14 protein-coding genes and 1 tRNA gene are annotated in these 14,100 nt (G+C 69.0%); 8 read left to right on the forward strand and 7 right to left on the reverse strand.

From position 1 onward, the window contains the following. Window positions 1-20: 20 nt before the first annotated feature. The 3 genes from rhaI to BN2660_RS08285 all read right to left on the reverse strand — a co-directional run bounded on the left by rhaI (window position 21) and on the right by BN2660_RS08285 (window position 2,665). Entirely contained in the window at window positions 21-1,187 is a 1,167-nt protein-coding gene (gene rhaI, locus BN2660_RS08275) for an L-rhamnose isomerase (RefSeq protein WP_091230020.1), read from the reverse strand. Next, window positions 1,184-1,585, reverse strand: a complete 402-nt coding sequence (locus BN2660_RS08280; RefSeq protein ID WP_091230023.1) for an L-rhamnose mutarotase — start codon at window positions 1,583-1,585, stop codon at window positions 1,184-1,186. Before BN2660_RS08280 ends, rhaI begins: the two co-directional genes overlap by 4 nt. Before the next feature lie 114 nt (window positions 1,586-1,699). After that, the gene (locus BN2660_RS08285; protein WP_091230026.1) at window positions 1,700-2,665 is read right to left on the reverse strand and encodes a serine hydrolase domain-containing protein; all 966 of its coding nucleotides are present in this window, start codon (window positions 2,663-2,665) and stop codon (window positions 1,700-1,702) included. A 67-nt stretch (window positions 2,666-2,732) separates the two neighbouring features. On the opposite strand from BN2660_RS08285, the gene BN2660_RS08290 reads away from it, so the two are divergent. The 8 genes from BN2660_RS08290 to BN2660_RS08325 all read left to right on the forward strand — a co-directional run bounded on the left by BN2660_RS08290 (window position 2,733) and on the right by BN2660_RS08325 (window position 11,030). Continuing rightward, complete coding sequence (locus tag BN2660_RS08290) at window positions 2,733-4,508, forward strand: ABC transporter ATP-binding protein (RefSeq protein ID WP_091230029.1); 1,776 nt, start codon at window positions 2,733-2,735, stop codon at window positions 4,506-4,508. Window positions 4,509-4,548: 40 nt separating this feature from the next. Then, complete coding sequence (locus BN2660_RS08295) at window positions 4,549-5,640, forward strand: Gfo/Idh/MocA family protein (RefSeq protein WP_091230033.1); 1,092 nt, start codon at window positions 4,549-4,551, stop codon at window positions 5,638-5,640. 225 nt (window positions 5,641-5,865) lie between these two features. Then, window positions 5,866-7,164 carry an ABC transporter substrate-binding protein gene (locus BN2660_RS08300; RefSeq protein WP_091230036.1) on the forward strand — a complete coding sequence of 433 codons (1,299 nt, stop codon included), beginning with the start codon at window positions 5,866-5,868 and terminating at the stop codon, window positions 7,162-7,164. Between the two features lie 64 nt (window positions 7,165-7,228). Beyond that, window positions 7,229-8,230 (forward strand): carbohydrate ABC transporter permease, encoded by a 1,002-nt coding sequence (locus BN2660_RS08305; RefSeq protein WP_091230040.1) that lies wholly within the window; start codon window positions 7,229-7,231, stop codon window positions 8,228-8,230. Next, on the forward strand, window positions 8,227-9,120 hold the full coding sequence (locus tag BN2660_RS08310) for a carbohydrate ABC transporter permease (RefSeq protein WP_091230044.1): 894 nt from the start codon (window positions 8,227-8,229) through the stop codon (window positions 9,118-9,120). Before BN2660_RS08305 ends, BN2660_RS08310 begins: the two co-directional genes overlap by 4 nt. Before the next feature lie 4 nt (window positions 9,121-9,124). Beyond that, window positions 9,125-9,784 (forward strand): hypothetical protein, encoded by a 660-nt coding sequence (locus tag BN2660_RS08315; RefSeq protein WP_091230047.1) that lies wholly within the window; start codon window positions 9,125-9,127, stop codon window positions 9,782-9,784. 61 nt (window positions 9,785-9,845) lie between these two features. Further along, window positions 9,846-10,853 carry a LacI family DNA-binding transcriptional regulator gene (locus tag BN2660_RS08320; protein WP_091230051.1) on the forward strand — a complete coding sequence of 336 codons (1,008 nt, stop codon included), beginning with the start codon at window positions 9,846-9,848 and terminating at the stop codon, window positions 10,851-10,853. A gap of 88 nt (window positions 10,854-10,941) precedes the next feature. Beyond that, window positions 10,942-11,030: transfer RNA gene (locus tag BN2660_RS08325), tRNA-Ser, on the forward strand. 166 nt (window positions 11,031-11,196) lie between these two features. Here the strand turns inward: BN2660_RS08325 and BN2660_RS08335 are convergent. The 4 genes from BN2660_RS08335 to BN2660_RS08350 are packed head-to-tail and all read right to left on the reverse strand — an operon-like array spanning window position 11,197 to window position 14,061. After that, complete coding sequence (locus BN2660_RS08335) at window positions 11,197-12,039, reverse strand: cytochrome c oxidase assembly protein (RefSeq protein WP_091230060.1); 843 nt, start codon at window positions 12,037-12,039, stop codon at window positions 11,197-11,199. A 7-nt stretch (window positions 12,040-12,046) separates the two neighbouring features. After that, the gene (locus BN2660_RS08340) at window positions 12,047-12,550 is read right to left on the reverse strand and encodes a DUF2243 domain-containing protein (protein ID WP_091230474.1); all 504 of its coding nucleotides are present in this window, start codon (window positions 12,548-12,550) and stop codon (window positions 12,047-12,049) included. Between the two features lie 30 nt (window positions 12,551-12,580). Next, window positions 12,581-13,303, reverse strand: a complete 723-nt coding sequence (locus tag BN2660_RS08345; protein WP_176697142.1) for a DUF2238 domain-containing protein — start codon at window positions 13,301-13,303, stop codon at window positions 12,581-12,583. Beyond that, window positions 13,300-14,061 (reverse strand): MBL fold metallo-hydrolase, encoded by a 762-nt coding sequence (locus tag BN2660_RS08350; protein ID WP_091230063.1) that lies wholly within the window; start codon window positions 14,059-14,061, stop codon window positions 13,300-13,302. Before BN2660_RS08350 ends, BN2660_RS08345 begins: the two co-directional genes overlap by 4 nt. Between the last annotated feature and the right edge of the window lie 39 nt (window positions 14,062-14,100).

The following is a 14,100-nucleotide window of genomic DNA, read 5'->3' on the forward strand; positions in this document are numbered from 1 at the left end:
CGCACCCCGACGGGCCAGGGTCAGGCGCCCCAGCCGGCCTGCACGCCGCCGACGCGGTCGGCGGCGATCTTCTGCTGGTAGCCGGACTCGGCGTACGCCTTCATCGGGTCGGCGGCGAGGCCACGCGACTCGCGCCACTCGGCGAGGGCGGGGCGCACGTCCGTGTAGAACGCGTCCATGAAGACGGCATTGGCGGCGAGCACATCGCCCGACTTCTGCGCCGCGGTCAGCGCGTCACGATCGACGAGCAGAGCGCGGGCGGTCATCTCCTGCACGTTGAGCACCGAGCGGATCTGCCCGGGGATCTTGTCCTCGACGTTGTGGCACTGGTCGAGCATGAACGCGACGTCGGGGTTGTTGAGGCCACCGCCCCGGATGACCTCGAAGAGGATGCGGAACAGCTGGAACGGGTCGGCGGCGCCCACGATGAGGTCGTCGTCGGCGTAGAAGCGCGAGTTGAAGTCGAACGACCCCAGCTTGCCGAGGCGCAGCAGCTGCATGACGATGAACTCGATGTTGGTTCCGGGGGCGTGGTGACCCGTGTCCAGGCACACCATCGCCTTGTCGCCGAGCGACGAGACCTGGGCGTACGACGTGCCCCAGTCGGGAACATCGGTGTGGTAGAACGCCGGCTCGAAGAACTTGTACTCGAGCACGAGGCGCTGATCGTCGCCCAGGCGCGCGTAGATCTGCTGCAGCGACTCCTGCAGGCGGTCCTGACGACCCCGCAGGTCGGCCTGCCCGGGATAGTTCGAGCCCTCGGCGAGCCAGATCTTCAGGTCGCGGCTGCCCGTGGCGTCCATCACGTCGATGCAGGCGAGGTGATGGTCGATCGCCTTCTGGCGGATCGACGCGTCTTCGTGCGTCAGGGCACCGAACTTGTAGTCGTCGTCCTGGAAGGTGTTCGAGTTGATCGTGCCCAGCTCCACACCGAGGTCTTCCGCGTACGTGCGGAGGTCGGAGAACGAGTCGACGAGGTCCCACGGGATGTGCAGCGCGACCGAGGGAGCGAGCGCCGTGTACTTGTTGACCTGCGCGGCATCGGCGATCTTCTCCCACGGGTCGCGCGGGGTCCCGGGCGTGCCGAACACCTTGAAGCGGGTGCCGGAGTTGCCGAACGCCCAGCTGGGGAGCTCGATGCCCTGCTGCTCGAGAGCGGCCAGGTGGTCGGAGGAGAGGATGCTCATGGGGCACTGCCTTCGTTGTCGTCGCGGGTGTCGTCGTCGGATGCGTCGGATGATGCGGGCTCGCCGACGGCGGCGAGCTGGTCTTCGAGGTGGAACACCTCGGTGAGCGCGGTGGCCGCCTGGTCGGGCCGGCCCTCGAGACCGACGAAGAAACGTCCCATCTCGGCTTCCCAGCGGGCGGCGATGGGGGAGGCGGCGAGGTACGCCTGCGCCGCCGCGTCGTCATCGGTCTCGTAGTAGCCGATGAGGGTGCCTCCTCCGCCGAGGAAGAGCGTGTAGTTCCGGCGCCCGGCGGCGGCGATCTCCGCCAGCATCTCGGGCCGGACCGGCGAGTGCCGGGCGAGATACTCGTCGAGCAGCTCGGGTCGCACCTGAAGCTGGAAGGCGACGCGGGTCATCGGGGTTCTCTCTTCATCGAGCGGGTATTGAATCGTTTCATAGCTGGTGATCTCAGGTTAGACACGGCGTCTCCCTCTGTCAAGCGAGCGTCGACCGTCCGGCTCGGGCGGTGGTCAGAGGGCGGCGACCACGGCGTTGTCCAGCTCGTCGGCGTCGACTCCGGGGCGCGAGGCCGCGTTGGTGAGCAGCACCCAGCAGACGCCCGCTCCCGGATGCACCCAGAACTCGGTGCCGGCCCATCCGCCGTGACCGTACACGTCCCGGTCGATCAGCCCGGGCGCGCGGGTGCGCAGGTTGAACGTGAGACCCCAGTCCTGTCCTCGTCCCGCCGGATACGGATCGAGACGGGGGATGTCGCCGGTCAGCGGCGTCAGCATCATGCGCAGGCCGGCCGGCGTGAGGATCCCGCCGCGCGCTCCGTCGCCGATGCGGAGCAGCTCGCTGCCGATGCGGAGAAGGTCGTCGGCGGTGCCGAGGAGTCCTGCTCCGGGAGCGCGCGTGGCGTGAAAGCGCTCGAGGTCGACGCCGCCGGCAGCTGCGTCGGGCACCCCGATCGAGTCGCCCGGGTCGAGAGTGAGCCCGGTCGCGCCGAGCGACGTCGCCCACTCCGTCGTGCCCACATCCCAACTGACGCCGGTCGCGTGCTGGATCAGCGCGGCGATGCCCTCGAAGGCGATCGTCGAGTAGCGGGATGCCGAGCCGGCGGCGAAGTCGCGCCCGGCCGAGAGCAGCTCGTCGCGCAGCGGGAGCGCGGTGTCGAGAGGCGGCTCGGCGATGCCGGACGTGTGCGAGGCGAGGTGCCGCAGCCTCACGACATCGTCCCGCGACGCGCCGAACGTCGGGAGGGCGTCGGTGAGGGGAGTGTTCGGAGTGAGGAGTCCGCGCTCGATCGCCCGTGCGGCGGTGATGCCGGTCAGCGCCTTCGTGATGGAGAAGAGCGGATAGAGGGCATCCGTCGACGCCCCGAAGCCGTCGAGGGCCACCGTGCCGTCCGCGGTCGCGATCCCGAGCACGGCGGTGGGCAGGCGCCCCGATTCCACGTGGCGGCGGGTCCAGTCGAACGCGGCATCGAAGGTCATATCGTCTCCCGAGGGTTTCGTCGGCTCGACGCTTCCGCGTCGACGACGGTGACTCTACGATAGGAGCATGGCACAGAAAGCGCTTTCCCGCACGAGCGGACTGATCGACGGGCAGCATCCCACCCGCTCCGTGCTGCGCCTGCTCGCGCGTCGACCGTGGCGGCTCGCCTTCGCCATCAGCGCCTTCGCCGTCAAGGAGATCCCGCTGTGGTTCCTGCCGGTCATCACCGCGGCGATCATCGACGTCGTGGCGTCGAAAGGCGAGGTCGGTGAGGTGCTGTGGTGGTTCGCGCTCGCCGCGGTGCTGCTGCTGCAGAACTACCCCAACCACCTCATCTACACCCGCAACTTCATGACCGTGGTGCGTGACCTCGGCGCCGATCTCCGCAACGCGCTCACGGCGCGACTGCAGAGCCTGTCCATCGGATACCACACGCGGGTGAGCTCGTCGATCGTGCAGACGAAGGTCGTCCGCGACGTCGAGAACGTCGAGCTCATGCTGCAGCAGGTCACGCATCCGCTCCTCTCGTCGACCATGGTGATGCTCGGAGCGCTCGCGATGACCGCCGTCACCGTGCCGCAGTTCCTGCCGGTGTACGCGCTCGCCGTGCCGATCGCCATCGGCATCCGCTGGGGCATGCGCAACCGCTCGCAGCGGCGCAACGAGGTGTTCCGCCGCGAGATCGAGACGCTCTCGGCGAGGGTCGGGGAGATGGCGTCGCTGATCCCGGTCACCCGTGCGCACGGCTTGGAGGAGACGGCGATCACGCGCGTGGCCGGCGGTGCCGACGGCGTGCGCAGGGCCGGCCTCGATCTCGACCTCCTCAACGGCCGCGTGGCGTCGATCTCGTGGGTGGCGATGCAGCTGCTGGGGGTCGCCTGCCTGATGCTCGCTGCCGTGTGCGCGCTCACCGGCTTCCTGCCGATCACCCCCGGCGAGGTGGTGATGCTGTCGAGCTACTTCACGCTGCTGACCGGCGGGCTCACGCAGCTGCTCATGCTGATACCCGTGGGCGCGCGCGGACTGGAATCCGTGCGATCGATCGCCGAGGTGCTGGAGGAGCCCGACATCGAACAGAACTCGGGCAAGCAGGTGGTGTCGGCGGTCAGGGGAGAGATCGTTCTCGAGTCCGCAACGCACCGGTACGCGGATGCCGACGACGACGCGCTGCACGACATCGGCCTCCGCATCGAGCCGGGGGAGACGGTCGCATTCGTGGGCTCCTCGGGCTCGGGCAAGTCCACGCTGCTCAATCTCGTGCTCGGCTTCGTGCGTCCGACGAGCGGTCGCATCCTGCTCGACGGGCAGGACATGCAGCAGCTCGATCTGCGCAGCGTCCGCCGGTCCGTGTCGGTGGTGCCCCAGGAGTCCGTGCTGTTCGAGGGCTCGATCTTCGACAACATCGCGTACGGCATGCCCGATGTCACGCCCGAACGCGTGGAGCGCGCTCTGCGCGATGCGAACGCCTGGGAGTTCGTGCGCGAGCAGGCCCAGGGATGGCACACGGTGGTCGGCGAGCGCGGGGCGCGACTGTCGGGTGGGCAGCGCCAGCGGCTGGCCATCGCCAGAGCGCTGGTGCGCGACCCGCGGATCCTGCTCCTCGACGAGGCGACGAGCGCCCTCGACCCCGAGTCCGAGGGTCTGGTGAAGGAGGCGCTCGAACGCCTCATGCGCGGCCGCACCACGCTGGTCGTCGCACACCGTCTGACAACGATCCGTCAGGCAGATCGCATCGTCGTCCTCGAGCGCGGTCGCATCGTGGAGCAGGGGTCGCACGACGAGCTGCTCGCCGCCGACGGGCGATACGCTCGGCTGCACCTGGTGCAGAACGGCATGCGATGACCCCGCGAACGCTCGCACAGTCCTGTCCTGAGGAGAACCGATGACATCCGAGAAGACCCTCCGCGCCGTGCTCGTCGGCACCGGCGCCGTGGCGAACGCGCATGCGCGCGCCGTCGACGCCTACCCGCGGGCCGAGCTCGTCGCCGTGGCCGATCTCAGCCACGAGAAGGCCCGCGAGTTCGCGTCGCGGTACGGCATCGCCGCGGCCTACGACGACCTCGACGCGATGCTCGCCGAGGAGCGGCCCGACGTCGTGCTCGTATGCACCCCACCCGGCCCGCATCGCGCTCAGACGCTGGCCGCCTTCGCCTCCGGCGCCCACGTGATCGTCGAGAAGCCGCCGGCACCGTCGCTCGACGAGCTCGACGACATGCGCGCCGCCGCTGCGGCGGCGGACCGCGAGCTCGCGGTGGTCTTCCAGCAGCGCACCGGCACGGCGGCCGCCCACGTCCGAGCGCTGCTGCAGTCCGGGGCGCTCGGGCGCCCGCTCGTCGCGATGTGCCAGACGCTGTGGTTCCGCGACGCCGAGTACTTCGCGGTGCCGTGGCGCGGCCGATGGGAGACGGAGGGCGGCGGCACGACGCTCGGCCACGGCATCCACCAGCTCGACCTCCTCGCGCATCTGCTCGGGGACTGGGCGTCGGTGCAGGGGCGCCTGTGGCGGCTGGATCGCGAGACCGAGACGGAGGATGCCTCGACCGCGACCATCCTCTTCGAGCAGGGGGCGGTCGCACAGGTGATCACGAGCGCGGTCTCGCCGCGTGAGACGAGCTCGATCCGCATCGACACCCAGAAGGCCACGGTGACGGTGGACCACCTGTACGGACATGGCCACGACGACTGGCGCATCACGCCGGCTCCGGGCTTCGAGGCCGAGGCCGAGGGGTGGGGGTTCCCGGAGTCCGAGGAGCGCAGTGACCACGAGCCTCTGCTGCGCGATGTGTTCGACGCCCTTCTCGACGGCAGGCCGCTGCCCCCGACGGCGGATGCTCCCGCGCGGTCGCTCGAGCTGGTCGCCGCGATCTACGCGTCGGCGGCGGCCGACGGGGCCGTGATCACGCCGAGCGATCTCGCCCGGCATCCGACCCATCGCGCGGGGTTCGAGAGCCCCGTCACCGATCTGCGGCGGTAGGCGGCACCGATCCGGATCGGTGTGCGGCGATCCTCGTGAGAGGATCGAGGGCGGAACGGTAATCGATGTAATCCACCCTTCCCGATTGCCGGTTGCGAAACGTTTCAATCTGGTCTAGCGTGCAGGTAAGCGTTTTCCCTGCACCCGTGGAGACCGCATCGCATGACATGGACAGAGACGTTCCGCGGCTCAGCCGAACGAGGACGTTCACCAGAGAGGACAACGATGTTCAGCAAGAAGCGTCTGGCGGCCGCAGCGGCCGTCGCGACCAGTGCGGCGCTGGTTCTGGCCGGCTGCGCCGGTGGCGGCGCCCCCGAGGGCGACCCCACCTACGACCCCGACGAGAAGGTCACCCTCGATCTCGCGTTCTGGGGCAACGACGTCCGTGCCGACCTGTACAACCAGGCGATCGAGGCGTTCAACGAGGAGTACCCCAACATCACGGTGAACGCGACCTTCCTCGGGTTCCCGGAGTTCTGGGAGAAGCGTCAGACCGAAGCCGCCGGCGGCGGGCTCCCCGACGTGATGCAGTTCGACTACTCGTACCTGCGTCAGTACTCCGAGAACGGGCTGCTGCTCGACCTCGAGCCCTACCTCGGCAGCATCATCGAGACCGAGCCGCTCGCGCAGAACATCCTCGACATCGGCGTCGTGAACGACACCACCTACGGCATCACCACGTCGACCAACGCGTGGGGCATCTTCACGAACCCGGCCCTGCTCGAGACCGCGGGCGTCGAGGAGTTCGCCGGCGGCGACTGGGCCGACTACAACGACTGGGTCGCCGAGGTCACCGAAGCCGGCGGCGGCGCGTTCTGGGGCGGCTCGGACTACACGGGTCGCATCCAGAACCTCGAGCTGCAGCTGCGCAGCGAGGGCAAGAACCTCTTCGACGAGGATGGCACGCCCGGCTTCGACGAAGAGCGCCTCGCCGAGTTCTGGGAAGAGGGAGCGGAGGCCCGCGACGGCGGAACCGTCGTCCCCCAGCAGGTCGTCGAGGAGCTCACCCCCCTCACCGCCTTCGATGCGGCGAAGAACGCCAGCGAGCTGACCTGGGACAACTTCGGCGCCGGCTACCTCGGGAACCTCGGCGAGGGCTACAGCGAGCTGGGCCTCGTCGCACCGCCGGTCACGGAGGAGGGCGCGAAGGACCTCTACCTGAAGCCCTCGATGCTCCACTCCATCTCGGCGAAGACCGATCACCCCGAGGCCGCGGCCACCCTCGTGAACTTCCTCGTGAACTCGCCCGAGTCGGGGGAGATCTTCGGAACGAACCGCGGCCTCCCGGCATCCGAGACCGCGCTCGAGGCCGCTGACCTCGACCCGCTCAGCGAGCAGGTCAAGGCCTACGAGGAGTCCATCGCCGACCGCCTCGGTGACGCGCCTCCGGTGCCGATCGTCGGCTACGGCACGCTCGAGGAGAAGTTCCGTCAGCTCGGCACGGAGCTGAACTTCGGCACCATCACGGTCGACGAGGCCGTCTCGCAGTTCTTCTCCGAGATGGACGTCGTTCTCAACCAGTGATTCCTCCGGTGGGCCGGGTCGTCAGGACCCGGCCCACCGGTCCACACCGTCGGAAGGAGCCGTCATGACCACGACGGAGACGAGAACGATCGTCACGGACAAGGCGTCCGGCAAAGGCCGGTCGCTCCGCAGCGGCCGTCGCCCGGAGAAGGAGCTCGATCGGCCGGGCCAGCGCTCGCGGCTGCGTCGCGAGACCGCCACGGGGTACGCGTTCCTCACGCCGTGGCTGATCGGATTCTTCGGCCTGACGGCCGTGCCGATGATCTACTCCCTGTACCTCTCGTTCACGCGGTACAACATCTTCCAGCCGCCGAAGTGGATCGGGCTGGACAACTACATCCGCCTGTTCACCGACGACCCCAACTTCATCCAGTCGGCGCAGATCACCCTCGTCTACGTCTTCATCGGCACTCCGATCACCCTCGCCGCGGCGCTGGGCGTCGCGATGCTCCTGAACTACCGCGACAAGGGCGCCGGATTCTTCCGCTCGGCGTTCTACGCCCCGTCGCTCATCGGCGGATCCGTCTCGGTCGCGATCGTCTGGCGGGCGATGTTCGGCTCCGAGGGCCCGGTGGACAGCGGACTTCAGGTCCTCGGCATCGACCTCGGCGGCTGGATCGGCAACCCCTCGCTCATCCTCCCCATGATGATCCTCCTCGCCGTGTGGCAGTTCGGATCGACGATGGTCATCTTCCTCGCCGGCCTCAAGCAGATCCCGAAGGAGCTGTACGAGGCGGCCGAGATGGACGGCGCGAACGCATACCGCCGCTTCACGGCCGTCACCATCCCGATGCTCTCGCCGGTGATGTTCTTCAACCTCCTGCTCGGGCTGATCGGAGCCTTCCAGGTGTTCGCGTCGGCGTACATCATCTCCAACGGCACCGGCGGCCCCGCCGGGATGACCAACTTCATCACCGTGTACCTGTACAAGCGAGGATTCTCCGACGGACAGATGGGCTACGCGGCCGCGATCGCGTGGGTGCTGCTCATCGTCGTCGCGATCATCGCCTTCATCCTGTTCCGCACCCAGCGCTCGTGGGTGCACTACTCGGGAGACGACCGATGACCACCACCGAAGCCGTCGTCACGGCATCCGCACCGTCCAGCCGTCGACGCGTCTCGCGCAAGACCTGGCAGACCGTCGTCTGGTTCATCGGCCTGATCGCGCTCACCGCGCTCGTGCTCTACCCGCTCGTGTGGCTGTTCCTGTCGACCTTCAAGCCGAACGCCGAGTTCGGTCAGAACCCGGGTCTGCTGCCGAACGCGCCGACGCTCGACAACTACGTCAAGGTCACCGAGGGCATCGCCGGAGTGCCCATGTGGCGGTTCTTCATGAACTCGCTGATCCTCGCCGCATCCGCCGTGATCGGCACGGTGCTGTCGTCGGCGCTCGCCGCCTACGCCTTCGCCCGTGTGCAATTCAAGGGCCTCGGTGTCCTGTTCGCGGCGATGATCGGCACCCTGCTGCTGCCGTTCCACGTCGTGATCATCCCGCAGTACATCATCTTCAACCAGCTCGGGTGGGTCGACACCTTCATCCCGCTGATCCTGCCGAAGTTCCTCGCCACCGAGGCGTTCTTCGTCTTCCTCCTCGTGCAGTTCATCCGCCAGATGCCGCGCGACATGGACGAGGCGGCGCGCATCGACGGCGCCGGACACTTCCGGATCTTCTGGTCGATCATCCTGCCGCTCATCAAGCCGGCGCTCATCACCTGCGCGATCTTCGCCTTCATCTGGGCGTGGAACGACTTCCTCGGACCCCTGCTCTACCTCACGAGCCCCGAGAACTACCCGCTGCCGATCGCCCTGCGTCTGTACAACGACCAGACGTCGTCGTCGGACTACGGCGCCACGGTCACGGCCTCGTTCGTCGCCCTCGTTCCCGTGCTGCTGTTCTTTGTCGTCTTCCAGCGCTTCCTCGTCGACGGCGTCGCGACGCAGGGACTCAAGGGGTAGCGCCATGTCGGTCGTCAGCAGCGAACGCCGGGCGCACCGGGCCGCGAAACGCGAAGCGCGATCGGGTGCGGGTCCGACGGTCACCGGCATCGAGCCCGGAGCCAACCCCGGAGCGACGGCGAAGTTCGGCCTGTTCGGCGAGGTCCTCACTGTCGGACTCCTCATGACGATCGTCGCCCTCGGCGTCGTCACGCTGCCTATCGCACTGGCCGCCGGCATCCGTCATCTGCGTCGTTTCGTCGCCGCGGAGGACTCTCGCGCCACCCTGTTCTGGAGCGACATCCGCGTCGGCATCCTGCCGTCTCTGGCCGTCGGCGTTCCCGTCGTGCTCCTGGCCGGCGTCCTCGCGGCCGACGTCGCGCTGGCATCGTCGGGGATGCTGCCCGGCGGTGGGGTCATCGTCGTGGTCGGCTGGGCGGGATCGCTCGCGCTCGCCGTCGCTCTGCTCGCCGCCGCCGGCGCCTGGACGCCGCAGAGCGGCTGGGTCGCCGCGGTGCGCGCCGTGCCCGCGATCCTCCGAGCGGATGCCGTCGGCGCCGCGTATCTCGCAGCAGCCGCGATCTTCACGGGCGTCGTCACCTGGGCGCTCGCACCGCTGTTCATCGCCGGGATCGGCTGCGCGGCGCTCGCCGTCGTCGCCGTGCCCGCGCGTCGCCGGCGCTGACACCGCCGCCGGAGATGAGAAGGTTGTCGTTGGCGGACGAGCCGACGAGCGGAGGGGTGCCATGGCGGTAGGAGTCAAGGACGTCGCCGCTGCGGCCGGCGTCTCCGTCGGCACGGTCTCGAACGTGCTCAACCAGCCCGAACGGGTCTCGGCCGGGACGGTCGAGCGTGTGCAGCGAGCGATCCAGGAGCTCGGCTTCGTGCGCAACGACGCGGCGCGGCAGCTGCGCGCCGGACGGAGCCGCAGCATCGGACTCATCGTCCCCGACATCGGCAATCCCTTCTTCGCGGAGGTGGCGCGAGGGGCGGAGGACCGAGCGGCGGATGCCGGCATGACCGTCCTCCTGGGGAACAGCGACGAACGCGACGAGCGTCAGCAGGCCCACCTCGAGCTCTTCCAGGAGCAGCGGGTCAACGGCGTGCTGCTCACTCCCGCGTCGGACGACCTCACCGCCGTGCACCGCTTCGCCGCAGGAGGCACCCCCGTGATCCTCGTCGACCGCGAGGTGGAGGAGGGCGTGCTGCCGTCGGTCTCGGTCGACGACGTCGAGGGCGGGCGCCTCGCCGCCGAGCATCTGCTCTCGGCAGGGCGGCGTCGCATCGCCTTCGTGGGCGGCCCCGCGTCGGTGCAGCAGGTCGCAGATCGTCTCCGCGGCGTGCGGGCGGCCGTCGCCGAGCATCCCGACGCATCGCTCGAGATCATCGAGCAGTCCGCGCTCACCGTGCTGCAGGGAAGGGCCGCGGGGGAGGCACTGGCGGCGAGACCCGTCGAATCACGACCCGATGCCGTGTTCGCCGCGAACGACCTGCTCGCCGTCGGGCTGCTGCAGGCGTTCAGCTTCGTGTCGGGCATCCGCGTTCCCCAGGACATCGCGATGGTGGGATACGACGACATCGACTTCGCCTCCGCGACGATCGTTCCCCTCAGCTCGGTGCGTCAGCCCGCACGCCTGCTGGGGTGGACGGGGGTCGATCTGCTGCTGAAGGAACTGGACGGCGTCGCGCACGACCGGCGGGTGCGCTTTCAGCCCGAGCTCGTGGTGCGGGAGTCGAGTTCGGTCTCCGGGTGATCCGTCCGAGATCGGTGCGCGGTTCGTGACAGCCGCCGAGACCCGTTATGATTGCAGGGTGCATCCGATCTTCACGGAGCGGATGCCTGGAGACGTCGCATAGTCCGGCCGAGTGCACCACCCTGCTAAGGTGGAGTCCCCTCACGGGGACCAGGGGTTCAAATCCCCTCGTCTCCGCAGTAGATTCCCTGATCAGTGCTGAGTTCCCGAGGCCGACGATCCTCGAACCATCCGTGAATGTGGGTCGCGGCGGAGCTGCTCGCCGACCTCGACCGCCGGATCCAGCGGGCCATAACGGCCTGAGTCGCCTGACTCCCGTCGCGGGGGAGGTCCCGATCGATGGTCAGACGTGTCGCCACCTGGCCCGGATCGCCGTCGTCGCCGATCGATCTCGATCCCGCGTCGCCCGGTACCAGCCGCCGAGCAGCAGGACGATGAGGACGACGTCGATCGCATCGCCGCCGTAGTACATCACCTGCGCGCCCGTGCGCGCATCGACGACGTCGACGCCGGCCGGAGGATGCGCCCACAGCCACTTCGCGAGGATGGAGTGCAGGGCGATGAATGCGATCAGGACGGCTGAACGGACCGTGATCGACGCGCGGTGCGGGTTGGGGGCGGTTCCGACCATGGCTTCGGTGAAGAGGCAGCCCGTGAGGATGACGTGGGCATGCACCGCCGCGTGCGCCAGGGGGGACTCGTGCATGAGTCCGAACAGCGGAGTCGTGTAGAGGACCCAGAGCCCACCGATGTTCAGTGCCGCCGCGACGACGGGGTGGGCGACCAGTCGGATGACCGGGTGACCGAGCAGTCGAGTCAGCGATCTCGCGTTCTCGACAGTGAGCGCTCGAAGAAGGAGCGTGACCGGGGCGCCCAGCACCAGGAGGAGAGGCGCGAGCATTCCGAGGAGGAGATGTCCGACCATGTGCGCGGTGAAGCTGACATGAGCGGCGTCGGCGAGCGGTCCGAGAAGGCTCATCGCCGCAGCGACGAGCCCGGCGAGCCACGCCGCCGTCCGCCAGTGCGGCCAGGGGCTCCGGTTCCTCGAGGCCCAGAGAGCGACGGCATATGCGGCGGCGGCCGCGAGCAGCGCCAACAGCACGAGTCCCTCGAACAACGGCAGCGCGAGCTCGCTGCCGTTCACCGTCGAGCTGCCGGGATGATCGTGTGCGTCGTGTCTGAGCATCAGCGGGCTATGTCGCGCGGTGGGTCGGCCTCGTACGCCAGAGCATGATGAGCCCGAGCAGGAGGAGAAGGACGGCAGAGCTGATCCACACGGTGTCGTACAGGCGGAGGTCGACGCCGTAGCGGATCTGGTGGATGCCGAGGATCTTATGGTCGACCACACCGTCGAACAGCTGGAAGAAGCCGACGCCTGCGATCACCGCACCGCTCCATCGGCCCCAGCGGACAGCGCCTCTCCGGCGGACATCGGCGAGGAGGAAGAGGCCCCAGATCGTGATGAACCACCCGAACGCGTGGAGGAAGCCGTCGGAGATCAGCGCGACCTCCGACGTCGACAGGTCGTAGAAGTGATGCCACCGCAGCACGAGATGGAAGATGAACAGGTCGATCATCGAGGCGGCGATCCCGCATCCGAACAGGAAGCCCGCGAGGATCAGCCTGCGGTCGGGATCGCTCCATGAGCCGGCCCTGGAGGCGCCGTCACGGCCTCGACCGACTTCCGCTGCGCACATGCCCGAATCCTGCATCGCGGATCGGTTCCCTCAGAGGTGGTTGACCTCGCTGCCGGCATCCGGTATCTCGCGAACCGGTCCCTCTTGCCGCCGCCCACCGCCGGTGGAGCCCGGACGACTACGAGGACCTCTGACGTCCGACCGATCGACCGTCACCCGCGAGAGGATGACGCCCGCCACGATTCCGCCGAGACCGCCGAAGGCCATGTCGCCGATGGTGTCCTCGTAGGCGACGAAGATCTCGTCGCTGACGAACGCCCACCCCAGCCACTCGATCATCTCCCACACGGCGCTGATCGCGAGGGCGATGAGCGGCAGGAGCACGAGCGGCACGCGCGCCGGCTCGGCGGGGGAGATCGCGGCGACGCCGGTGCGGGTGAGGATCACGGCGACGGCGATCGCCAGGGCGCCCGTGCAGGCGAAGTGCAGCAGGAGGTCCCAGCCGGCGATCGTCTCGTACAGGCCCAGGACGTTGCTCCATGCCGCCGCGAGCACCGTGATGCCCAGCGTCACGTCGAACCAGGCCCGGAGCCCGAGAACGCGCGGGACCGCCAGCGCCGGGAGTGCCAGCGCCGCGATGCCGACGTCGGTGGGGTCGAACCACACCGCAGCGACCACCACCCCGAGCACACCGAGCACCCGCACCGCATCGGCCACCCATTCAGGGAGCGACTGCGGAGGGCGCAGGAGGTTCTCCGTCGCGCGGGTGCGTCGCCGCGGGGCGTTGCGCGGGGGGCTGCTCGTCGACGTCAATGCGGGCCGATCCGGCGGGCCGCGGCGACGTCCGCCCGGATGCCCTCCCGCGAGGGCTCGCCATGGCCCGAGAGCACGAGGGAGGCGTCGGTCTGCGCGAGCACGTCGAGGGAGCGCATGGCCTCGTCGCTGTCGGCGGTGGCGGCCCGCGCGACGATCTGCGCACCCCTCCTGCCCGTGTACGGATCGAGCGTCACGAGGGCGTCGCCGGAGATGAGCACTCCCCGATCCTCGAGGAGGTACGCACAGTGGCCGTCGGTGTGTCCCGGCGTCCACAGGGCGAGAGGCGAGCCGGGAGCGTCGACCGGCCGCCCGTGCTCGACCCTCGCCGAGGCGTCGACGCCCTTGACCGTCAGCGCGCCGTGCATCGCCATGCGCGTGATCACCGGGATGCCGCGGGGATGGCCGAGCACGTACGGCACCCGCGGAGACGCCGGACGGTAGCGGTACGGATGCCGGGCCAGCTTCGCGTCGCGGGGATGAACGAGGACGTCCGCGCCCTCTGCCCGCACATGACGGGCGATCCCGACATGGTCGAAGTGGCCATGCGTGAGGATCAGCGCATCGATGTCCGCCGTCGTCGCTCCGAGGTGCCCCAGCAGGTCGTCGAGCGGGCGCCTCATGCTCGGCAGGCCGGCGTCGAAGAGCGTGAGGCCGTCGGAGGTGCGCCACAGGTAGCAGTTCACGTCCGCGACGCAGATGCGGAAGAGGTCCACGTCGACCTCCGTCCAGGCACGGTCGGTCCGAGTGGGGGTCATGCTCCGACGGTAGGAAGAGTTCTCACGTACCGAGGAGGG

It is taken from the genome of Microbacterium sp. 3J1 (assembly GCF_001049495.1).
In the GTDB taxonomy this organism is placed as follows: domain Bacteria; phylum Actinomycetota; class Actinomycetes; order Actinomycetales; family Microbacteriaceae; genus Microbacterium.